The organism is Mesorhizobium neociceri, assembly GCF_013520985.1.
GTDB classification, from domain to species: Bacteria; Pseudomonadota; Alphaproteobacteria; order Rhizobiales; family Rhizobiaceae; genus Mesorhizobium; species Mesorhizobium neociceri.
In genome coordinates this window covers 73,981-91,200 of sequence record NZ_JACDTY010000007.1, presented here as the reverse complement: position 1 = coordinate 91,200, position 17,220 = coordinate 73,981, and the positions used below count along the sequence as shown (strand labels likewise).

34 protein-coding genes are annotated in these 17,220 nt (G+C 62.6%); 28 read left to right on the top strand and 6 right to left on the bottom strand.

All coding sequences use genetic code 11. The features are described 5' to 3' along the window. Positions 1-27: 27 nt before the first annotated feature. The 5 genes from H0241_RS15960 to H0241_RS15940 form a co-directional block, all read right to left on the bottom strand. The gene (locus H0241_RS15960) at positions 28-453 is read right to left on the bottom strand and encodes a hypothetical protein (RefSeq protein ID WP_181058624.1); all 426 of its coding nucleotides are present in this window, start codon (positions 451-453) and stop codon (positions 28-30) included. An 88-nt stretch (positions 454-541) separates the two neighbouring features. After that, positions 542-1,981 (bottom strand): phage major capsid protein, encoded by a 1,440-nt coding sequence (locus H0241_RS15955; RefSeq protein ID WP_235984303.1) that lies wholly within the window; start codon positions 1,979-1,981, stop codon positions 542-544. Continuing rightward, positions 1,978-2,355: a hypothetical protein gene (locus H0241_RS15950; protein ID WP_181058623.1), complete on the bottom strand. Its 378-nt coding sequence runs from the start codon at positions 2,353-2,355 to the stop codon at positions 1,978-1,980. The genes H0241_RS15955 and H0241_RS15950 overlap by 4 nt, the downstream gene beginning before the upstream one ends. A gap of 20 nt (positions 2,356-2,375) precedes the next feature. Next, positions 2,376-2,954: a GcrA family cell cycle regulator gene (locus H0241_RS15945; protein ID WP_181058622.1), complete on the bottom strand. Its 579-nt coding sequence runs from the start codon at positions 2,952-2,954 to the stop codon at positions 2,376-2,378. Continuing rightward, positions 2,951-3,349 carry a hypothetical protein gene (locus H0241_RS15940; protein ID WP_181058621.1) on the bottom strand — a complete coding sequence of 133 codons (399 nt, stop codon included), beginning with the start codon at positions 3,347-3,349 and terminating at the stop codon, positions 2,951-2,953. The genes H0241_RS15945 and H0241_RS15940 overlap by 4 nt, the downstream gene beginning before the upstream one ends. 251 nt (positions 3,350-3,600) lie before the next feature. Between H0241_RS15940 and H0241_RS15935 the strand changes: the two genes are divergently transcribed. Further along, entirely contained in the window at positions 3,601-3,849 is a 249-nt protein-coding gene (locus H0241_RS15935) for a hypothetical protein (protein WP_181058620.1), read from the top strand. Between the two features lie 123 nt (positions 3,850-3,972). Further along, positions 3,973-4,161 (top strand): hypothetical protein, encoded by a 189-nt coding sequence (locus tag H0241_RS15930; protein WP_181058619.1) that lies wholly within the window; start codon positions 3,973-3,975, stop codon positions 4,159-4,161. 8 nt (positions 4,162-4,169) lie between these two features. On the opposite strand, the gene H0241_RS15925 is transcribed toward H0241_RS15930, so the two are convergent. After that, complete coding sequence (locus H0241_RS15925) at positions 4,170-4,418, bottom strand: hypothetical protein (RefSeq protein ID WP_181058618.1); 249 nt, start codon at positions 4,416-4,418, stop codon at positions 4,170-4,172. A 72-nt stretch (positions 4,419-4,490) separates the two neighbouring features. On the opposite strand from H0241_RS15925, the gene H0241_RS15920 reads away from it, so the two are divergent. The 26 genes from H0241_RS15920 to ssb all read left to right on the top strand — a co-directional run bounded on the left by H0241_RS15920 (position 4,491) and on the right by ssb (position 17,217). Beyond that, positions 4,491-5,168 (top strand): LexA family transcriptional regulator, encoded by a 678-nt coding sequence (locus H0241_RS15920; RefSeq protein WP_181058617.1) that lies wholly within the window; start codon positions 4,491-4,493, stop codon positions 5,166-5,168. Between the two features lie 6 nt (positions 5,169-5,174). After that, positions 5,175-5,690, top strand: coding sequence for a hypothetical protein (locus H0241_RS15915; protein WP_181058616.1), 516 nt, complete (start codon positions 5,175-5,177; stop codon positions 5,688-5,690). 342 nt (positions 5,691-6,032) lie between these two features. After that, complete coding sequence (locus H0241_RS15910) at positions 6,033-6,182, top strand: hypothetical protein (protein WP_181058615.1); 150 nt, start codon at positions 6,033-6,035, stop codon at positions 6,180-6,182. After that, complete coding sequence (locus H0241_RS15905; RefSeq protein WP_181058614.1) at positions 6,182-6,376, top strand: hypothetical protein; 195 nt, start codon at positions 6,182-6,184, stop codon at positions 6,374-6,376. The genes H0241_RS15910 and H0241_RS15905 overlap by 1 nt, the downstream gene beginning before the upstream one ends. Beyond that, entirely contained in the window at positions 6,376-6,678 is a 303-nt protein-coding gene (locus H0241_RS15900) for a hypothetical protein (RefSeq protein WP_181058613.1), read from the top strand. Before H0241_RS15905 ends, H0241_RS15900 begins: the two co-directional genes overlap by 1 nt. Further along, positions 6,666-6,902 carry a hypothetical protein gene (locus H0241_RS15895; RefSeq protein ID WP_181058612.1) on the top strand — a complete coding sequence of 79 codons (237 nt, stop codon included), beginning with the start codon at positions 6,666-6,668 and terminating at the stop codon, positions 6,900-6,902. Before H0241_RS15900 ends, H0241_RS15895 begins: the two co-directional genes overlap by 13 nt. Further along, entirely contained in the window at positions 6,899-7,102 is a 204-nt protein-coding gene (locus tag H0241_RS15890) for a hypothetical protein (RefSeq protein WP_181058611.1), read from the top strand. Before H0241_RS15895 ends, H0241_RS15890 begins: the two co-directional genes overlap by 4 nt. Next, positions 7,099-7,242, top strand: a complete 144-nt coding sequence (locus H0241_RS15885; protein ID WP_181058610.1) for a hypothetical protein — start codon at positions 7,099-7,101, stop codon at positions 7,240-7,242. Before H0241_RS15890 ends, H0241_RS15885 begins: the two co-directional genes overlap by 4 nt. Further along, positions 7,239-7,412 (top strand): hypothetical protein, encoded by a 174-nt coding sequence (locus H0241_RS15880; protein WP_181058609.1) that lies wholly within the window; start codon positions 7,239-7,241, stop codon positions 7,410-7,412. Before H0241_RS15885 ends, H0241_RS15880 begins: the two co-directional genes overlap by 4 nt. Beyond that, positions 7,409-7,675, top strand: a complete 267-nt coding sequence (locus H0241_RS15875; protein ID WP_181058608.1) for a hypothetical protein — start codon at positions 7,409-7,411, stop codon at positions 7,673-7,675. The genes H0241_RS15880 and H0241_RS15875 overlap by 4 nt, the downstream gene beginning before the upstream one ends. Beyond that, positions 7,675-7,968 carry a hypothetical protein gene (locus tag H0241_RS15870; protein ID WP_181058607.1) on the top strand — a complete coding sequence of 98 codons (294 nt, stop codon included), beginning with the start codon at positions 7,675-7,677 and terminating at the stop codon, positions 7,966-7,968. Before H0241_RS15875 ends, H0241_RS15870 begins: the two co-directional genes overlap by 1 nt. Next, entirely contained in the window at positions 7,965-8,906 is a 942-nt protein-coding gene (locus tag H0241_RS15865) for a YqaJ viral recombinase family nuclease (protein WP_181058606.1), read from the top strand. Before H0241_RS15870 ends, H0241_RS15865 begins: the two co-directional genes overlap by 4 nt. Beyond that, complete coding sequence (locus H0241_RS15860; protein WP_181058605.1) at positions 8,890-9,663, top strand: hypothetical protein; 774 nt, start codon at positions 8,890-8,892, stop codon at positions 9,661-9,663. The genes H0241_RS15865 and H0241_RS15860 overlap by 17 nt, the downstream gene beginning before the upstream one ends. 26 nt (positions 9,664-9,689) lie before the next feature. Beyond that, a complete protein-coding gene (locus H0241_RS15855) occupies positions 9,690-10,238 on the top strand; it encodes an NUMOD4 domain-containing protein (RefSeq protein ID WP_181058604.1) in 549 nt (182 codons plus the stop codon). Next, positions 10,235-11,383, top strand: coding sequence for a recombinase RecT (locus H0241_RS15850; protein WP_235984302.1), 1,149 nt, complete (start codon positions 10,235-10,237; stop codon positions 11,381-11,383). Before H0241_RS15855 ends, H0241_RS15850 begins: the two co-directional genes overlap by 4 nt. A 1-nt stretch (position 11,384) precedes the next feature. After that, the gene (locus tag H0241_RS15845; protein WP_181058602.1) at positions 11,385-11,702 is read left to right on the top strand and encodes a hypothetical protein; all 318 of its coding nucleotides are present in this window, start codon (positions 11,385-11,387) and stop codon (positions 11,700-11,702) included. Further along, entirely contained in the window at positions 11,699-12,079 is a 381-nt protein-coding gene (locus H0241_RS15840; RefSeq protein WP_181058601.1) for a hypothetical protein, read from the top strand. The genes H0241_RS15845 and H0241_RS15840 overlap by 4 nt, the downstream gene beginning before the upstream one ends. Before the next feature lie 22 nt (positions 12,080-12,101). Continuing rightward, entirely contained in the window at positions 12,102-12,335 is a 234-nt protein-coding gene (locus tag H0241_RS15835; RefSeq protein ID WP_181058600.1) for an acyl carrier protein, read from the top strand. Then, complete coding sequence (locus H0241_RS15830) at positions 12,335-12,523, top strand: hypothetical protein (protein ID WP_181058599.1); 189 nt, start codon at positions 12,335-12,337, stop codon at positions 12,521-12,523. Before H0241_RS15835 ends, H0241_RS15830 begins: the two co-directional genes overlap by 1 nt. Next, positions 12,471-13,268, top strand: coding sequence for a 3'-5' exonuclease (locus tag H0241_RS15825; protein WP_181058598.1), 798 nt, complete (start codon positions 12,471-12,473; stop codon positions 13,266-13,268). The genes H0241_RS15830 and H0241_RS15825 overlap by 53 nt, the downstream gene beginning before the upstream one ends. Then, positions 13,241-13,627, top strand: coding sequence for a hypothetical protein (locus tag H0241_RS15820; protein WP_181058597.1), 387 nt, complete (start codon positions 13,241-13,243; stop codon positions 13,625-13,627). Before H0241_RS15825 ends, H0241_RS15820 begins: the two co-directional genes overlap by 28 nt. Next, on the top strand, positions 13,627-13,845 hold the full coding sequence (locus tag H0241_RS15815) for an HTH domain-containing protein (protein ID WP_181058596.1): 219 nt from the start codon (positions 13,627-13,629) through the stop codon (positions 13,843-13,845). The genes H0241_RS15820 and H0241_RS15815 overlap by 1 nt, the downstream gene beginning before the upstream one ends. Beyond that, entirely contained in the window at positions 13,838-14,764 is a 927-nt protein-coding gene (locus H0241_RS15810; RefSeq protein ID WP_181058595.1) for a phage Gp37/Gp68 family protein, read from the top strand. Before H0241_RS15815 ends, H0241_RS15810 begins: the two co-directional genes overlap by 8 nt. A 46-nt stretch (positions 14,765-14,810) precedes the next feature. Continuing rightward, positions 14,811-15,002 (top strand): hypothetical protein, encoded by a 192-nt coding sequence (locus H0241_RS15805; protein WP_181058594.1) that lies wholly within the window; start codon positions 14,811-14,813, stop codon positions 15,000-15,002. Positions 15,003-15,013: 11 nt separating this feature from the next. After that, complete coding sequence (locus H0241_RS15800; RefSeq protein ID WP_181058593.1) at positions 15,014-16,699, top strand: ATP-binding protein; 1,686 nt, start codon at positions 15,014-15,016, stop codon at positions 16,697-16,699. After that, entirely contained in the window at positions 16,699-17,217 is a 519-nt protein-coding gene (gene ssb, locus H0241_RS15795; protein ID WP_181058592.1) for a single-stranded DNA-binding protein, read from the top strand. The genes H0241_RS15800 and ssb overlap by 1 nt, the downstream gene beginning before the upstream one ends. The last annotated feature ends 3 nt before the right edge of the window (positions 17,218-17,220 follow it).

Below are 17,220 nucleotides of genomic sequence, written 5' to 3'. Positions count from 1 at the left end.
CGGTCACGCCGGCGCGCGGAGGGGGAATCAGGCAGCCGGCATACTGTGCGGCCGCTGAACCGCGTTGGCGGAAATCGGCGGGCCGGCGGTGACGGTCGACTTGATGTTGCACTGCACGTAGCGTTTCGCGCCCTTGTAGGCGATCTTCTTCGCCACGTTCTTCGAGGTGCCGGAGGTGCGGGTGCCGGTGGCGCCGATTCCAGCTAGGGCTTCTGTTCCGATCAGATCGATGTCGGCCACCGAGGTCAAGGTGCCGGTGACGTCGCCTTCCTTCACGGTCACGGTCAGCGTCGCGTTGGTGGCTGTGATGGTGCCGTAGCTGATGTCGAACAGCACGGGGCCGATGTAGCCCTTGCGGTCGATGATCTTGCCGGTCTTTCCGGTACCTGTGGTGCCGACGGCGACCGCAGCGATGGCGGTCTGCGTCTTGTAAGAGCTGTAAAGGTCGTCCATTTTTCTCTCCGTTGAGGAGGGTTAAGGGGAGGGTGGCGGGATCCGGCAAGCGGATCCCGGATGCTTCCTCAGAAGCGGCGTGCTGCCGTCAGGTCGAGCACTTCAGCTTGCGGATCGCCTCGGCGAGAACCACCTTGCCGCCGGTCCGCCGGCGGAAGATGAACCGGATGTTGCCGCTGGTCGCCTGGGTGTAGGGATCGCGCAGCATTTCCATCGAGATGCGGTCGACGATGGTGTAAGCCCGGCGGTAGTCGCCATAGGCGATCGGGTAGAGGTTGGCGCCCTCGGACGGCATGTCCGGGAACTCCGCGTAGGGGTCACCGTCGATCGAGTTCGGCTTGCCTTGCGCGATACCAGGCATCCAGATGTAGTTCTTCTGGGCGTCCTTCAGCTTGCGGACCGAACCGATGGTGGTGCGGTTCATGATCCAGGTCGCGTTGGCCGCATAGGCGGTCTTGATGGCATGCTTCAGGGTGAGCAAGCCGTTGGCCTGGCCATCGGAGTCCGCGATTGTCGCCGCGGTGCCAGAAACAGTTTCCGCAACGGAGCCGTTGGTCAGGATGCCTTCGTATTCGCCGATGCCGGTGCCGGAGACGAACTCGGCGCCTTCCTTGACGGCGAACTGTTCCGCGGATTCCTGACGGATCTCGGCTTCCATATCGAAGGCTGCGTCCTCGAGCATCTGGTTGGAGATGTCGATGAGGGCGTACATCTCGGGAGCGGTGAGCTCCTCGAGACCGTAGGTCAGACCGGTCGTCTCGGTCTTGGTGCCCTGTTCCGTGGTGCGCCGCGCCGCGAACTGGCCGGTGCGCTTCGGGATCTGGATCGCCTTGTTGGCGGTGTTACGGACGCGGACGAGACCGCGGGCCGGGCTGGAGAGCGTCACCGCCTTGATGATCTCGGCGACATATTCGGTCGGCGCGAGATAGCCGCCGGCGGTGTCGGTGCCCACATTCAGTGCCTTGGCTTCCGCCATGACATCGGCGAGCACCTTCTGCTCATCGGCGCCGAGATTGACGACGCCGACGGCATGGGCGCGAACAACGGCGCGTGCCCAGCTGTTGAACATCGCTTTGGCTTCGCCCGGATCCTTGCGGGAACGGTCGTTGGCCGGAAGACGTGCAAGCGCGACTTCGATGCGCTCCGCGGCATCCTTGGCGGCCTTGGCCTGCTGTTCAGCCATGGTCAGCTTCTGGTTGAGGCCCTCATATTGCTGAAGGGTGGTCTCGATCTTGGTGAGCTTTTCGGTCGTGATGACGTCGGCCGACCCCTTCTTCTCGATCTCCTTCAGACGGTTGTCGTTGGTGATCTTGAATTCCTCGAAGGCGGTCATGACGGGGCTGATCGCCTTCTTCAGCTCCTCAGGGTCGATCGCAGCTGCAGCAGCAGACGCAATCATCATCCCATGACCGCCGTCAGACGTCGGGTGGGTGAAGGCGAGAATGGCGGCGATGGCCTCAGGGGCGAACACCGCGGTGGCGGCAAGCGCGAGCCCGCACGCCACCATGAACATGGTGGAGATCTTCATTTTGATATCCTCGGTTGAATGAGAGGGCTAGAGAGCCCGGATGCGGTTTGCGGCCTCGGAAATGATGGCCGTGACGACGCTTTCCCTGTCCTCATCCCGAGGGTCCAGTTGAGCCTTGAAGCCGCTGGCGGCGATCGCCTTGGCGGCAGCATGCGAGTAACTCCCTTGTTCACGCCCTGGTTCTTGGCATCCTCAAGAATCGTTTTTTGATCGTCGTCGACGTCCTTTTGGATGGCACGTTTCTTAGCTTTGAACTCGGCGTCGAGAACGCGAAGTCGCTCCTCGCGGCCCTGCTCAAGGCGATCAAATTCGTCGACGAATGAACTGGCCTCAGACGGTGTCGCCATGTTCGGGCGCTGATGCACTTTCGTCATGCTGGTTTCCTTTGCTGGTGTCAGACGCCTTTAGGGACGCTCAATCGATAGGTCGGTGGCGCATATGAAAGCTGGCGGTGCGCATCGCAGTAGGAGCGCTCCGGCTCCTTCGCGGCACCGCAGGCGAGAAGGCCGATGCCGTTCACGCCATCGACTGGCCACCGGCATCCCGGGGAACCGAAAGCCACGGGGGGGGTGTCGGGGATCGGATCGAAGGCGTTCTCGCGCTTGACGATGATGCCCGGCGATGCCGCGCGCTGCAGGGCGCGGGCTTTGAAGTCAACTGCGACGGGGTTGTTTGGCCCGCGCCATGAACTGGTCTGCTGGACGAGCTTCGTAGGTCGGTGCGCTGGTTTGGCCTTCGCGGCCGGCGTCTTGGTTGTCGCGGCCTTTCCAATGTGGCGCTGACTTCCACGCCTAGATGGCGGGTTCTGACCGGTAACCTTCATCCGGTTGACGGCGCCAGCGATGTGACAGCGACCGCAATTCAGAAACCGGGATGCGATCCTACCGTTGCTTTCCCCCGCCGCCAGATGGGGGAGGATCGCTTCGGCCTTCTCGCGACTTGTCAGCTTCGTCCAGTCTGGGAGCTCGCTCATCCGGCGTCTCCCGAGGTCTCTTCCCCCTCTCGGCCAGCCACAAAATCAGCCAGCCTAACCAGCGCCGGATGGGCATTAGTTGCCTTCCTTTTTTCCTCGTACGCGGTTTCCGCCTTGGCACCAAACTCAGCCCAGTACACCATGAATACAGACATCCACCGAGAGACTTTCATCTCCCTGGCCGGCCTGTTCCAGCACTGGATTATAACAGAGGCATCGACATGGTGCCGGATATGAAGCCGGTTCGCCGCCGCCTCGATGGTGTCACCGGGCCCGCGATGCTCCTTCCGCAGGATCTCCTTGGACATCCGCTTTGCTTCCTGGCCGAGCCAGATCGGATCGTCGATACGCGCTACATGCATCTTGCTACCCACGACACAACTCTTGTCACGCATGACATGCTTCCTTCGCTATCTCTGCTGCCGGGTACTGCAGCGGAGCTCGAAAAGAGCGACTTGAACGCGGAGCTCCCGGCGCACTGCAATGCGCCGGCGGAGCGAGGAGTTTGGAAAGATGAACGGACGATCGAAAAAAAGTGGTGGCCCATGTCAAACAGGACAGACAGGGCCACCACGCCGGCGCAGGGCCGCCGACGATCGCGCGGGGTTGGGGTGGCGCGCGAAACCGAGAATAGGGATCTGAAAAAATGAACACCGATGGTCACGACGCGGAACCGATACTGACCGAGCCCGAGCCGCTTCCCAGTCTCTTCGTGACCGGCTACGCCGTGCAGGTAGTCGAGGAAAGTATCGTGCGACTGCTCTTCTGGACCGAGCTGCCGCCTATAGCCGGCCAAGAGCACCAGGTCCGCCTTCAGGCCCGTCTTGCAATGCCGGAGAAGACGTTTCGACGGCTCGTCTCTGAGGGCAGAAAGATCGGTCGTAATAAAAATTGAAAGGCGTTGGAAACCATTTCTGTGGAAAGCAGTGGAAACGGCCTTTCGTATTATTTCGAACAGTTGCCTTCCGTGATGAATTGGTGACGCGCCCTTTTGGCGTTCTGCCGGGAGGGCATTTCCATGACGCAGCCAACGCTGTTCGTCGACGAAGTTCGTGTGGTCGTCGACAAGAATTTTGTGCACCTCGTCGGGTTGACGACAGCAGACGGTGGCAGCCAGTCCGAGCAGAGCCACGTCGTGATGAGCAACGAGGCGTTCCGAAAGCTGCTCGCCGACGGACGCAGTCGTCTGGCCAGGGGTGGGCACTGAGGCCGCGTTCATTCCGCCGCTTCCTTAACGGGGCGGACCACGTCGGCCGGCCATTCGGCGCCCTCCGGCCAGTTCTCCGAAAACCAGCCGACGACCAGGTCGTACTTGCGTGCGGTCAGCGTCTTTCCTTCGCGAAGGCGTGAAAAGAACGCACCATCGGCGGCGCAGTGTCGCCCGATAGTCGATTCCTCGCGGTCCCGGTGGGCCCGGAACCGATCGAGAAGTGTCAACAGATGGCGGATGAGTTCGGCTTCCATGTCCAGAACGATAGTAGGAACAATCCCACTTCGTCAATAGGAAACTTCCCCCTCGCGTGTCAGGAGCGTGGGTTGGATAATTCCTACATGCAAAATGACCTGCAAAAAATCGTTGTGCGACGGCTAGATGAGCTGGGTCTCGGGCCCGTTGAGGCGGCCACAAAAGCTGGCCTCGAGCGCACCTACATCCGCGATATCGTCCAGGGTAAGAAGCTGTCGGTGCGGACCGACAAGCTCGAATCGCTGGCGCGAGCGCTGCAGCTCGACCCTGGTGACCTCAGCTTATCGAAGGCGACGGCGTCGCCGTTGACTGCGCTGCGAAATGTGCCTGTCACCGGGTTCGTACAGGCAGGACACTGGGCAGAGACCTGGGAGTGGAGCGACGACGACGTCTACACCGAAGGCGTTCCTGATGACCCGGCCTGGCGGTCGTTTACCCTTCACGCCGCCGAGGTGCGTGGCCCGTCAATGAACCGGCGGTATCCGGAAAATACTGTTCTGGTATTCACCGATTTGATCGAGACCGGCGCTGCGCTCGAGCCCGGCCGGCGCTACATCGTGGAACGAGAGCGCGCCGACGGCTTGCGTGAGGCAACCGTCAAGAAGCTATGGCGGGATGACGCCGGCAAGATCTGGCTGCTTCCCGAATCGGATGACCCTCGCTTCCAGGAGCCGATCCCGATCGACGGCGGCGAGGATGACACCGTCCGCATCGTCGGCCGAGTGGTTTACGCGGTGAGCAGGGAGTAGGCGACGATGAGGCGCGTCATCACCATCGTTTTGGCAGCAGCCCCAAGCCTTTGCGGGCCGGCGATGGCGGACTGGCAATTCACGAAATGGGGACAATCTCCTGCCGAAGTGATGAGCTTGAGCAAGATCGCACTGAAGCAGTCCACCGCCCAAGAGCAAGCCGATTATGCGCTGCCGGCGATCCGCGGTGTCCCGATGTTGAACGGCATCTACACGACCGAGGAATTCAAGGCGCCGGTCTGGCTCTACTTCGATCACGACAAGCTGAGCGGCGTTTATCTCCGGATCCCCGACGGGGAAACCGCAAATCTGATCGGTGGCCGTCTGTCCAACCAGTATGGCGCGCCGACCGACAAGGAGCACCGCGCCGCCGATGGATGCGAGCGTGATGCGAAGTCCTGGAACGATTCGAAGCGCGGGAATCGGGTGCGCTTCTACTGGCAGGTTTGCGATACCGGCTTTCAGAATTACGTGTTGCTCTACGTTCCGCTCGAGCAGTCTGGCGTCGACAGCGGCCTTTAATTTTTCACAGGGCGTTGACCAGGCGAAGCGCGCGGTCTAACCGCGCGCGCCTTCGCGCTCGGTTGGAGATTAACTCTAACCTTAGATCATAGAACTCTACGATTCACCGTTGAAGGTAGAGCTCGACGATTCTGTGTCCTGCAACCTTTCAACGATCCCGTGTCCCGCTGCGATTCTGTGTGATTGCTTGGCGCAATCACTGTGTCGGCGCCTTACGAATCAGGACTTGACGCTGCGCGCGCGAGATCCGCCCGGTCTCCACAAAAGTAGGAACTATCCTATTTTTCCCCTTGACGAGTGGGATTAAACCCACTTATCGTTGAAGGCAGTAGGAGAGAACCAATGCCTTCGAGGCCTTTTCACGATCCCGACATCGACCAGTTGCGAGCTGATATCCGCCGCAGCCACGCCCGCCTCAACACTGCCCTGAGCGCCGTCCTGGTGATTGCCATCCTGGTCGTCGTCGTCACTTTCGCGGCTTGGGGGCTCTGATGTCGGAACTCCCAGCCCCACCAATCGCGCCATCGCTCGATGACCTCCGCAGCGCGCTGAGCCGCGCTGAACGCGACCTCGTCTGCGCCGACATGATCGACAACGGGCAGCGCCGGCAGATCGAGATGGGCGCCGCTCAACGGCGCGTCGATGACCTCAAGGCGCAGATCTCGCGGCTGGAAGAATCGTTCTGATGACCGACATCAAGGATACCCCAGAGAACATGCTGCGCGCCTGGGCCGATGCTGGCGTCATTTCGTCGGCGCGGTTCGTCGAGGAGATGGATCGGCGCGCCGGCCGCATCACGATTGTGGCACCGCCGCTCGATTACGCGCTCGACGACGAGCTTTCCATCCAGGGCGTCAAGCTCACGATGGCCGACTTCGCCGAAGACGACGCCGCGCCCATGCCACCCCCAGCGGTGAAGTGGATCGCGTTGATCGCTGCCGTGCTGATCATCGTCTGCCTCGCGATGGTGCTTCCATGGAAAGGCTGACCGACGCCCAGCTTGCCGATCTCGCCGACACCGCGTTCCAGACGATCAACTGGGCGAAGCGCGAAGGCATGCGGAAACCGCAGCAGGTCGAGCAGGTCGTCAGGGCCTTCGAGATCGCGCTCGGCTATCGCGAGGCCAAGATCATCTATGGAGCAGCTTCAAAGGGTACGAACCTGTCGGCACTCGAAATGGCCCAGCGGGTTGCGAAAGGTGAACAGCTATGACCGGCGATTTCATCGGCGTTCCCGACAAGAGCCTTGTCTACGTCGGCATGGCCGATCGTGAGGCTTTCGACAGGATCGGCGTCGCCTGCGACGACAGCACAAACAAGAGAGTGCTGACCAAGACGGTCGGGAACTTCAGATCCGATGAGGTCACCGTCGTATTCCAGTTTTGGCTCGCAGCATCGGAGCCGAAGCCGTGATCGTCGTCACAATCCTGGCTCTGACCATGCCGCCGGAGCCGATGTTCCGCCGTGAATTCGCGCGACCAGTCGATGCCGACGACTACATCGCGTTCTGGAAGCGGCTTGGCTGCTGCCATATCCGGAGGACACGGAGATGACGAACAAAATCGTGGCCTGGGTGTGCTTCGCAGGCTGGGCGGTCAATGCGTGGAAAGCATTTGAAATTATATGGCCGACCAACGGCTTTGTGGCCGCATCCGCCAGCGGGGCCTGCCTCTTCTTCGGCATCTGGCTTGCAATCGAATGGTTGGAGGGGCGTGTTTTATGATCGACCTCCCTCCCGAAAACGAGACAGAGGCGAAGAATCGCGATCTGGCGATCGCCGCCGCCTCTCAGGCTACCGAGGCCTGCGCCGAACTTCTGCGGTTCGCTCGCGAAGGCGACGGCGTGATGACGGGTCCATTCGCCACCGAAGTTGTAGAGCAGTTGCTCGACGCCGCCAAGATGGCGATGGAAGTCGAGGGCTGTCAGACCGAAGAGCGCACCCAGGTCTACGGCGCGATCGAGAAATACCTTGAGGGGTGGGCGTAATGGACAGCCCGTTCAGCTGCTTCACCGACAGGGAAGTCCGCGACATGCTGCATGGCGCCGGGCTGCCGGCCATCCTCGACGACGCCAATGTTGCCAAGCTTGGCCTCGCCCGCATCATGACGCAGCGCCAGCGCGTGCTGGCGGCATACCGCGACAATCCGGACGTCGACGCGATCTTCGTCGTGCTCGGTCGTCAAGTGCCGAAGTCCAGCATCCGGTCCTATCTCTGCCGCGCCGTCCCAGATGGCGAATGGCGCCAGCGCAACAAGCGCGGGTCGGGGAGGGCAGCATGACGATCCAGATCATCAGACCAGCCGACCGGCAAGCCTGGCTCGCCGCGCGCCAGCAAGACGTCACCGCCTCAGTCGCGGCGGCTGTCATCGGCGCGCATCCCTACACGACGCCCTACGCGCTCTTCATGGAGAAGACCGGCCGTCTTTCACCCGACGACGAGGAAACCGAAGCGATGGAGCGCGGCAACCTGATGGAGCCGGTCGTCGTCGCATTGATCCGCAAGCGATTCCCGGAATGGACCGTCATCTACGAGAACGACCGCGCCTATTATCGCGATCCCGCCCGCCGCATCGGCGCCACCCCCGACGCCTTCGTCGACAGGCCTGATCGCGCAGGCACCGGCAACTGCCAGATCAAGACGGCCTCCGAAGACGCCTTCAAGGAATTTTGGCTCGACCCGGACACCGGCGAGGTGGTGCCACCAACCTGGATCGCCGTCCAGGCGATCACCGAGGCGCAGCTTACGGGCTGCGCATGGGCATGCGTCGCGCTGGTGGTGATCACCTGGCGCGGCACCTTCCAGCTGCACATCGTCGATATCCCGATCCACCTTCGCCTCTGGAACCGACTGATCGCGAAGGTCGGCGACTTCTGGACCATGGTGGCGAGCGGCGAAGAGCCCGAGCCGGATTGGCAGCGTGATGGCGAAGTCGTCATGGACGTCTACCGCGACAGCATGCCGGGGAGGCGGGATCTCACTGGCGACGACTTCGTTGACGCGACTGTGGCCGACTACCGCGCCTGTAAGGAAGCCGCCGGCGCGGCGACGAAACGAGCCGACATCCTTCGACCAATCATCATCCGCGCCCTCGGCAACGCCGAGATCGGCCTGACCGCCAACTGGGAGGTCTCGGCCAGAACGACGCACCGGTCGGGATCACAATCGCGCGTGCTGCGCATCAAACCACGGAGAGACCTCGATGCAGCAAGTTTCTGACGCCCCATCCGTTGTTGGGCCCGGCCACAACCTTGCGACGACCGCCGACATCCTGCGTGACCGCTTCAAGCCGGAACTCGATGAAGTCGAGGATCTCGCGAAGCGCGCCACAGCCGCCAAGAATGCGCTAACCGACGGCGCGATCGCCAACGACAACGAGCGCGACACCTTTGTTTCGCTTGGCATCGAGGCGCGGAAGCTTGCGAAGCGGCTCGGCGAAACCAAGCTGGCGACGACAAAGCCGCTGCGCGATGAAGTCACGGAAACAAACCGATTCTTCGATACCGTTACGGTACGGCCGGAGACGATCCAGAGCGCGTTCGAGACCATCGTCGGAAAGTACGACATCAAGAAGCGCGAGGACGCCCGCATCGCTGCAGCCGCCGAGGCGCAGCGCGCCCAGGAAGAGGCGAAGCGCAAGCTCGATGAGGCGGCGTCATCAAGCCACAGCGTGCTTGGCGACGTCCTGATGCGCGAAGCCGCTGACGCCGAGCATCGCGCCCAGGTCCTCGTCAACGAGGCGATCACCGCGGGCAGCGGGCCGACGCGCACCGAGGTCGGCACCGTGTCGTCGCGGGTAACATGGACGCACCGCATCACCGAGCCCGGCAAGATCCCGCTGGAGAAGCTGCGGCCGTACATGTCGATCGACGACATCGACAAATTCGTCCGCGCCTATGTCCGCGCCAACAAGAACACGGCGCCGCTGCCTGGCGTCGAAATCTTCCACGACCAGAAGACCTCATTCCGCGGCTGATCGCCGGCGGCCAACAGGACTTTGCGATGAATGTTGAATGGCGCCCCATACCTTTCGCCCAACACTACGAGGTTTCCAGCCTCGGCAGTGTGCGGCGGCGCACGACGGGCACCAGCACGTTCCCTGGCCGGGAACTTCAGCCCTGGCTGGAATCGAACGGTTACTTGCGCGTGACGCTTCGCATCAACGGCGAGAGCGTCAAGCACTGGGTTCAACGGCTCGTCGCCTTCGCCTTCCGCGGCGATCCGCCGACCCCTGAGCATGAGGCGGCGCATGGCGACGGCGTCAAGACGAACAATCGGTCTGACAACATCGAGTGGAAGACGCCGACCGAGAACAGCGCCGACATGGATGCCCATGGAACTCGTACTCGCGGAGATCGGCATCCCGGCTCTAAGCTGACGGCGGAGGCCGTCGCCGATATCCGCGCCCGCTACACCGGCCGATACGGCGAGCAGACTGCGCTCGCCCGTGAATATGGCGTGACCCAGCCGGTCATCTTCGCAGTGGTCAATCGAAAAACTTGGGTCGACGCGGATGGACCGCGCTCGACAGCACCGGAGACATGCTCATGAACGACCAATCCACCAAAGGCACCAGCGAGATCATGGTTGTTCGCAACCAGATCGACGACATGGCGACGCAGTTCCAGGCCGCACTGCCGGCACATATCCCGGTGGAGCGCTTCGCCCGAGTGGTGATGACGGCGATCCAGAACAACGGCGATCTGCTCAAGTGCTCCCGCCGCTCGCTGTTTAACGCCGCGATGAAGGCGGCCCAGGATGGCCTTCTTCCTGATGGTCGCGAAGGCGCGATGGTGCCCTACAAGGGCGAGGTCACATGGATGCCGATGGTTGGCGGTATCCGCAAGAAGGCGCGAAACTCCGGCGAGATAGCGACCTGGGATGTTCACGCCGTCTTCGAGAATGACGCCTTCGAATACGAGCTCGGCGACAATCCGTTCATCCGCCACAAACCGACCCTGGCTAACCGCGGCGCCCTGATCGCGGTTTATTCCGTGGCGACACTGAAGACCGGCGAGAAGTCCCGGGACGTCATGTCGGTCGAGGACGTCGAGAAGATCAGGTCTAAGTCGCGCGCCCAGAACGGGCCATGGAAGGATCCGGTCTTCTATCCAGAAATGGCGAAGAAGACCGTGGCGCGCCGTCATTCCAAGGTGTTGCCGATGTCGAGCGACCTCGACGACCTCATCAGGCGCGACGACGATCTCTACAACCTGAAGGGCGCCCAGGAAGAAGCCGCGGCCGCGAAACCGAAGTCGCTCGCCGGCCGGCTCGATCAGCTAGCCGACTTCAGCGACGAGAAGGATATCGTCGACAACGAGACCGGCGAGGTCATCGAAGAAGGCAAGAACAAGAAATCCACTGCCGACAAGGCGGCCCCGAAATCGGATGCCGGCACCACCCCCGCCGGCGCCGAGCAGTCCGGCAAGCAGGCCTCGCCCAAGGCAGCGGCTACCGGAAACCAGCCGTCGTCCGGCAACCCCAAGCCCTCCCAAGCCAAGCCGGACGACGGCGATCCCATCGCAAAGGCGACCCGCATGGGCCGCGCCGCCTACCGGAACGGCATGTCCAAGAAGGCGGTGCCGCCGGATTTCAAAACCGAGGGCAGGGAAGTGGAGCGCGACGCCTGGCTGGCGGGCTTCGCCGACGAGGAAGACCAGGATCAGCCGGAACCCGGTTCGCAAGAGGAGGAGTGAGATGATCTTTTTCCGGTCGATCAAGTCTTCGCCGTCAATCGATCTCAACGTCGACGAGATCGTTCCCGAAAGTGGATCGCTGATCGAGCGCAGCTCGACATCGGTCGCCAATATGCTGGACCGGTTTCGCGCCGATGAGGTCGCGCTGTTGCGGGATATCGACGAGATGACCGAGCGGCTCCGGCAGACCCGAATCGCGATCACCGCGTTCGAGGCCGCCAGCGGCATTCTGATCGGTGGGCAAGCCGATGAGGCGCCGCTGAGGAGGATCGGCCGCCTCGTCCCTCGCGCGGTGCCAGCGGCGGAGCCCATGGCATGACCGTTGAGATCCACGCCGCCGATGTCGCCGTCTTCGCCAACGGCCGCAAGGTCGTCTCGGTCACCAAGCCAGGCAAGATGAAGGTGCCGAGCAAGGCCGGGCCGGTTGATGCATCCTTCAACGCCGGCGACGTCATGCTCGTCGATGCCTCCGGCCGCGCCATCGTGGCGCCGCTGAGCTTCGCCGGCGCGACGGAGATCGCGCGCGCCGTCATTGAGGGCGACCCGCATGCGGTCACCGACAGCCATTCGCTGCGCGCGCTGGCGACCGCCGTGATCGGTTTCGCCGCCCAGGTCGTCGCACCGGAGCCGATCCGGGAGCCACCACCACCGCCGCCAGACCAGACGGCGATGAAGAATGGCGCAATGCCTGCCTGACACCAAACTGGAGAACTGACCAATGACCACCGCCGACCGCGTAAAGACGATCATCGCCAAGCACCTCAGCGTCGAGATCGAGAAGGTGATCGAGAACGCCAGCATCATGGAGGACCTCGGCGCCGACAGTCTCGATGGCGTCGAAATAGTCATGGACCTCGAAGGCGAGTTCGGGATCGAGATCGACGATTTGGAAGCCGAGACTTGGGTGACCGTTGGTGACGCCATAAAGGCGGTCGAGAAGAGGCTCGGCTGATGGCCGCCATCGAGATCACGCCAGCCGAGGTGCTCGCGCTGAAGAAGCTCGCCTTGATCAACGGCGCGCTGGCGGAAACTCTGAAGGACCCCGGTGCCAAGCGAGAGCAAACCGCCCTGCTGCGCGTACTGATGGATGTCGCGGCGCGCGCTGATCTCGCCAACCAGGTCGGAGGCACGCGTGGTTGAGCCACTCACCTTCATCAGGGTCGCAGACTGTGAAACAACCGGTTTTCCTCCGGACGCCGAGATCGTCGAAATTGGCTGGACAGATATTCGATACTTCCCGAGCGGATGGGACATCGAAGCCGACGGGCAATCGAAGTTCGTCAACCCGGGCCGCCCCATCCCGGAAGCGGTCACCAAGATACATGGCATCACCGACGCGATGGTCCAGGGGGGGGTAACCCCGGACGAAGCCCGCGCTTTTATCGCGCGTGGTCCTGACATGCTCGCCGCTCATAACGTCGATTTCGACAGCAAATTCCTGCGTGGCCACGATCTCCCCTGGCTCTGCACGCTGCAGTGCAGCCGGCAGGCTTGGCGCGGCTTTCCGAACTACAAGAACGAGACGATCCGGCAGCAGCTCGGCATCACGGTTGGCGGCGACGCCCATCGCGCCGGCTACGATTCTGCGGTGACCGCCCGTATCCTGATCAAGCTGCTTGATGTCATGACGATCGAGCAAATGGTGAAGGTATCGAAGCCGTCATTTCAGCCGATCCGGATGCCGTTCGGCGAGCACGCCGGCAAGCTCTTCGACGAGATCCCGGCATCGTATCTGCAATGGATCGGGAGATCGAAGCTTGCCGAGGGCATCAAGACCGCCGCGCGCGCCTCGCTTGCGCGCACCGCCGCTGCCCCGAAGCCGGCGGCCGCCACGGTCGTCGAGGAAGATCCTGACGCATGGCGCAGCCAGATTGGACGTTCCTGATGGCCGGCGATTGGACCATCAACCGCGTCGTCTTCGCGCCGCAGGCCGCCGTCGATCTTCTCAACGATCTCGACGCCAGGATCGCAAGGCACAACAGCCGCATCACCGAGCTCCTCGAGGCGAACAATCGCTATCTGCAGGATGCCCGCAACTGGCACATCGTCGAGCAGCTGCGCGTCGGAGAAGGCAGCTCGGTAGAGATCCTTTGCGACAACGCCGATTTCAACGGACAACCCAACAATGCCGTGGTCTGCAACGGTGAGTGGACCGACTGGCAGAACGCCAGGTTCACCGGCGACACCATCGCGGCCGCCCTTGGCGCCGCCTTGGTCGCCTTTACTCAATGGAGCAGGACCTGATGGCCTACCAGCGTGCAGCAAATAGACAGGAAGTCCTCGCCGCTCTCAGCGACCATGAGGTCACCACAGCGCCTAAGCTGGCTGCTCGCCTAAACGTCTGCGAGCGGACGATCCACCGGTACATCAAAGAGCTGCGCGCCGCCGGCGCACCGATCCGAGGCGAAGCCGGCATGGGCTTCCAGCTGCGCCGCAAGCCGGAGGGCGTCGCCAATGGCTGACGGCACCAAGATCGAATGGACCGACGCGACCTGGAACCCGATCACCGGCTGTCAGGTCAAGTCGCCGGGCTGCAAGTTCTGCTACGCGATGAAGCTCGCCGGCACCCGCCTGAAGCATCACCCGAGCCGCAAAGGCCTCACTGTCGACAGCAAGAATGGCCCGGTCTGGACTGGCGAAGTCCGCTTAAACGAAGCATGGCTGACCCAGCCGCTACATTGGACCAAGCCGCGCATGATCTTCGTCTGCGCGCATGCGGACCTGTTCTATGAGGCGGTGCCGGATGAATGGATTGACCGCGTTTTCGCCGTGATGACACAGGCGCCGCAGCACGTCTTCCAGCTGCTGACCAAGCGGCCGGATCGCATGCTGGACTATCTCCAGCGTGTCGAGAACGAGCCGCACCACGAAACCGTCAGGCGCTTCGCCAAAGCCTTGCCCCGACCGTTGACAAGCATCAAAGCGATGACACTGCCATCGCCGAACATCTGGCTTGGAACCTCAGTCGAGGATCAGGCTCACGCCGACGAGCGCCGCAACAGCATGCGACAGCTCTCAGGGGCGGGTTGGAAGACCTGGGCCAGCTACGAGCCGACCCTCGGCGTCATACACTGGGGCGGCTGGGAGTTTCTCGACTGGATCGTATCCGGCGGCGAGAGCGACAACGACGGCCGTAGCGCCCGGCCGTCATGCTCAAATTGGCATCGGGTCACTCGCGATTTTTGCGCGATAAACGACATCGCTTACCTGTTCAAGCAGTGGGGCGCGTTCCGACCATGCACCCCCACCGAACTGAACAACGCCTGCGGGGCGACACTCGTCGGCAACGTCTACACCGGCGAATACATGCTGCGTGTCGGCAAAAAGCAGGCCGGACGCTGTCTCGACGGCGTCGAGCACAACGCAATGCCTGCAACCTGAAATCCCGACCGGCATCCCGCCGGCGGCGAGCATGAGGAGCATTGAAATGGCAGCTGCAAAGAAGGTCCTGGACTGGCGCGCGAAGCGGGCCAGCAACGCCATTACGATCGACGGCTTCAGCCCCAAGGGTGAGGCCGTCAAGATCACCGGCGTCCCCGTCATCGAAGCCGGCAAGAAGGGCAAGGGGCCCATCGTCACCGACAAGGCGGGCAATCGCTTCGAACTGGTTTCGATCTGAAAGGACCCACCATGAGCATCCCTGCCGCCGCCCTCGAGCGGCATATCGGCATCCTCGGCAAGACAGGCTCCGGCAAATCGAATGCCGCGAAGACGATTGCCGAACGGATCATGTTCGAGGGCGGCCGGGTATGCGTGATCGATCCAACCGGAACCTGGTGGGGCATCCGCCTGCGGCCGGATGGCGCCAAGAAGTCGAGATTCGAACCGGTGATCTTCGGCGGCAACCACGCCGACATCCCGATCGCCGGCGAGCACGGCGCCGCGGTAGGCGAAGCCATCGCGACGGCGTCGAGCTCCGCGATCATCGACACCAGGTTGATGACCGTCGGTGCACGAACACGGTTCTTCACCGCGTTTGCCGAAGCATTGTTGCGGACGAACAGCGGTACGTTGCATCTGATCATCGATGAGGCGCATCTGTTCGCGCCTCAGGGCCGCGTCAACGACCCGCAATCCGGGGCCATGGTCGGCGCCGCCAACAACCTGGTGAGCCTGGGCCGCGGCATAGGGCTGCGTATCATCCTGATCAGCCAGCGGCCGGCGAAGCTGCACAAGGACAGTCTCACCCAGGTCGAAACGCTTGTGGCGATGCGCCTCATCGCACCGCAGGACCGCAAAGCGATCGAGGACTGGATCGGCGAATGGGCGGACCCCGGCAAGGGGAAGGAGGTCACCGCCTCGTTGCCGTCACTGGCGACTGGTTCGGCCTGGGTGTGGTCACCTGAGATCGATCTGCTCGAAAAGGTGAAATTTCCGCTGGCGGCGACGTTCGACAGCGGTAAGCCGTCGGCGCAACAGCAGGCGCTCGATCCTATCGACGTGAAATCGATGGGCGACAGGCTGGATACCATCCGGCAGGAGGTCCTCGCCAACGATCCGGCCAGGCTACGGCGCGAGATCGCTGCGCTGCAGGCGAAGCTTGCGGTGGCACCGAAGGCGGGGGTCGATCCGAAGGCGATCGAGCAGGCAGATGCGCGCGGTTACGAGCGCGGCAAGATGGATGGCACGAAGGAGGGCATGATCTTGGCTAGCCAGCGCGCCGCTGAGTATGTCTCCGCCGCGCTGAAGCACATCCAGGAGACGCCGGCGCGCAGCTTCCTTTCGCTGCAGGAAGCCACACCGCAGGCGATGCCTGTGATTGTTCAACCGGCAACGAGACCGCGCCCGGTAAACCAGATTCCCGAAAAGCCGGTTTCAGGTCAACTGGCTTCCGGATCGATCGAACTCGGAGCCGAACGGAAGCCGCTGGCACTGCTCGCCGCCGCCTATCCGGCCGGCTACACCGAAGCGCAATGGGCGAGCCTTGCCGGGTTCAAGCGCACCGGCGGCACCTGGTCGACCTATAAGAGCAGGCTCCGGACCAAGGGCGCCGTGGAACAGCGCGGCGATTTGTGGTTCGCAACAGAAGACGGCGTTGATGCCCTCGGCGGCGACATCCCGGCCATGCCGCGCACTCCGGAAGAACGGCTGGCGATGTGGAAGAGCAAAGTCGCCGGCATTGGGCCGATGCTGGACGCGCTGAGGAACCGCTATCCGGATCAGACCGGCCGTGCAGACCTCGCCTTCCAATTGGGCCTCGCACCTGGTGGCGGGACATTCGGCACTTACCTTTCGCGCGCTCGCAGCAACGGCCTCATCGACGAGCCGGAGCGCGGCTTCTATCGAATTTCATCTGCAATCATGGGAGATATCTGATGGCCGGCTCGCTCAATAAGGTCCAACTCATCGGCAACCTGGGAGCCGACCCAGAGATCCGCAGGCTGAACTCCGGCGACCCGGTCGTCAACATCCGCATCGCCACCTCGGAGTCCTGGCGCGACAAGAATTCCGGCGAGCGCAAGGAGAAGACGGAGTGGCACAACGTCGTCATCTTCAACGAAAACATCGCCAAGGTCGCCGAGCAATACCTCAAGAAAGGGATGAAGGTCTACGTCGAGGGCCAGCTACAGACCCGCAAGTGGCAGGATCAGTCCGGAGCGGACCGCTACACCACCGAGATCATCCTGCAGAAGTTCCGGGGTGAACTCCAGATGCTGGAATCGCGCGGGCAAGGGGACGGCGATCGCGGTGACGATCGCGGCACCAGCAACAATCGATCGAGCGGTGGTGGCGGTCGATCGAGCGACTTCGGTGGCGGCGGTGGGTTCGGCGGAGGGCAGGGTGGAAGCAGCCGCCAGTCAAGCCGAGAACTTGACGACGAAATTCCATTTTAGCCG

What these genes read in the sequence shown, in the direction of transcription:
- H0241_RS15960 (WP_181058624.1), bottom strand. Translation starts at nt 453, where the DNA reads ATGGACGACCTTTACAGCTCTTACAAGACGCAGACCGCCATCGCTGCG.
- H0241_RS15955 (WP_235984303.1), bottom strand. Translation starts at nt 1,981, where the DNA reads ATGAAGATCTCCACCATGTTCATGGTGGCGTGCGGGCTCGCGCTTGCC.
- H0241_RS15950 (WP_181058623.1), bottom strand. Translation starts at nt 2,355, where the DNA reads ATGACGAAAGTGCATCAGCGCCCGAACATGGCGACACCGTCTGAGGCC.
- H0241_RS15945 (WP_181058622.1), bottom strand. Translation starts at nt 2,954, where the DNA reads ATGAGCGAGCTCCCAGACTGGACGAAGCTGACAAGTCGCGAGAAGGCC.
- H0241_RS15940 (WP_181058621.1), bottom strand. Translation starts at nt 3,349, where the DNA reads ATGCGTGACAAGAGTTGTGTCGTGGGTAGCAAGATGCATGTAGCGCGT.
- H0241_RS15935 (WP_181058620.1), top strand. Translation starts at nt 3,601, where the DNA reads ATGAACACCGATGGTCACGACGCGGAACCGATACTGACCGAGCCCGAG.
- H0241_RS15930 (WP_181058619.1), top strand. Translation starts at nt 3,973, where the DNA reads ATGACGCAGCCAACGCTGTTCGTCGACGAAGTTCGTGTGGTCGTCGAC.
- H0241_RS15925 (WP_181058618.1), bottom strand. Translation starts at nt 4,418, where the DNA reads ATGGAAGCCGAACTCATCCGCCATCTGTTGACACTTCTCGATCGGTTC.
- H0241_RS15915 (WP_181058616.1), top strand. Translation starts at nt 5,175, where the DNA reads ATGAGGCGCGTCATCACCATCGTTTTGGCAGCAGCCCCAAGCCTTTGC.
- H0241_RS15910 (WP_181058615.1), top strand. Translation starts at nt 6,033, where the DNA reads ATGCCTTCGAGGCCTTTTCACGATCCCGACATCGACCAGTTGCGAGCT.
- H0241_RS15905 (WP_181058614.1), top strand. Translation starts at nt 6,182, where the DNA reads ATGTCGGAACTCCCAGCCCCACCAATCGCGCCATCGCTCGATGACCTC.
- H0241_RS15900 (WP_181058613.1), top strand. Translation starts at nt 6,376, where the DNA reads ATGACCGACATCAAGGATACCCCAGAGAACATGCTGCGCGCCTGGGCC.
- H0241_RS15895 (WP_181058612.1), top strand. Translation starts at nt 6,666, where the DNA reads ATGGAAAGGCTGACCGACGCCCAGCTTGCCGATCTCGCCGACACCGCG.
- H0241_RS15890 (WP_181058611.1), top strand. Translation starts at nt 6,899, where the DNA reads ATGACCGGCGATTTCATCGGCGTTCCCGACAAGAGCCTTGTCTACGTC.
- H0241_RS15880 (WP_181058609.1), top strand. Translation starts at nt 7,239, where the DNA reads ATGACGAACAAAATCGTGGCCTGGGTGTGCTTCGCAGGCTGGGCGGTC.
- H0241_RS15875 (WP_181058608.1), top strand. Translation starts at nt 7,409, where the DNA reads ATGATCGACCTCCCTCCCGAAAACGAGACAGAGGCGAAGAATCGCGAT.
- H0241_RS15870 (WP_181058607.1), top strand. Translation starts at nt 7,675, where the DNA reads ATGGACAGCCCGTTCAGCTGCTTCACCGACAGGGAAGTCCGCGACATG.
- H0241_RS15865 (WP_181058606.1), top strand. Translation starts at nt 7,965, where the DNA reads ATGACGATCCAGATCATCAGACCAGCCGACCGGCAAGCCTGGCTCGCC.
- H0241_RS15860 (WP_181058605.1), top strand. Translation starts at nt 8,890, where the DNA reads ATGCAGCAAGTTTCTGACGCCCCATCCGTTGTTGGGCCCGGCCACAAC.
- H0241_RS15855 (WP_181058604.1), top strand. Translation starts at nt 9,690, where the DNA reads ATGAATGTTGAATGGCGCCCCATACCTTTCGCCCAACACTACGAGGTT.
- H0241_RS15850 (WP_235984302.1), top strand. Translation starts at nt 10,235, where the DNA reads ATGAACGACCAATCCACCAAAGGCACCAGCGAGATCATGGTTGTTCGC.
- H0241_RS15845 (WP_181058602.1), top strand. Translation starts at nt 11,385, where the DNA reads ATGATCTTTTTCCGGTCGATCAAGTCTTCGCCGTCAATCGATCTCAAC.
- H0241_RS15840 (WP_181058601.1), top strand. Translation starts at nt 11,699, where the DNA reads ATGACCGTTGAGATCCACGCCGCCGATGTCGCCGTCTTCGCCAACGGC.
- H0241_RS15835 (WP_181058600.1), top strand. Translation starts at nt 12,102, where the DNA reads ATGACCACCGCCGACCGCGTAAAGACGATCATCGCCAAGCACCTCAGC.
- H0241_RS15830 (WP_181058599.1), top strand. Translation starts at nt 12,335, where the DNA reads ATGGCCGCCATCGAGATCACGCCAGCCGAGGTGCTCGCGCTGAAGAAG.
- H0241_RS15825 (WP_181058598.1), top strand. Translation starts at nt 12,471, where the DNA reads ATGTCGCGGCGCGCGCTGATCTCGCCAACCAGGTCGGAGGCACGCGTG.
- H0241_RS15820 (WP_181058597.1), top strand. Translation starts at nt 13,241, where the DNA reads ATGGCGCAGCCAGATTGGACGTTCCTGATGGCCGGCGATTGGACCATC.
- H0241_RS15815 (WP_181058596.1), top strand. Translation starts at nt 13,627, where the DNA reads ATGGCCTACCAGCGTGCAGCAAATAGACAGGAAGTCCTCGCCGCTCTC.
- H0241_RS15810 (WP_181058595.1), top strand. Translation starts at nt 13,838, where the DNA reads ATGGCTGACGGCACCAAGATCGAATGGACCGACGCGACCTGGAACCCG.
- H0241_RS15805 (WP_181058594.1), top strand. Translation starts at nt 14,811, where the DNA reads ATGGCAGCTGCAAAGAAGGTCCTGGACTGGCGCGCGAAGCGGGCCAGC.
- H0241_RS15800 (WP_181058593.1), top strand. Translation starts at nt 15,014, where the DNA reads ATGAGCATCCCTGCCGCCGCCCTCGAGCGGCATATCGGCATCCTCGGC.
- ssb (WP_181058592.1), top strand. Translation starts at nt 16,699, where the DNA reads ATGGCCGGCTCGCTCAATAAGGTCCAACTCATCGGCAACCTGGGAGCC.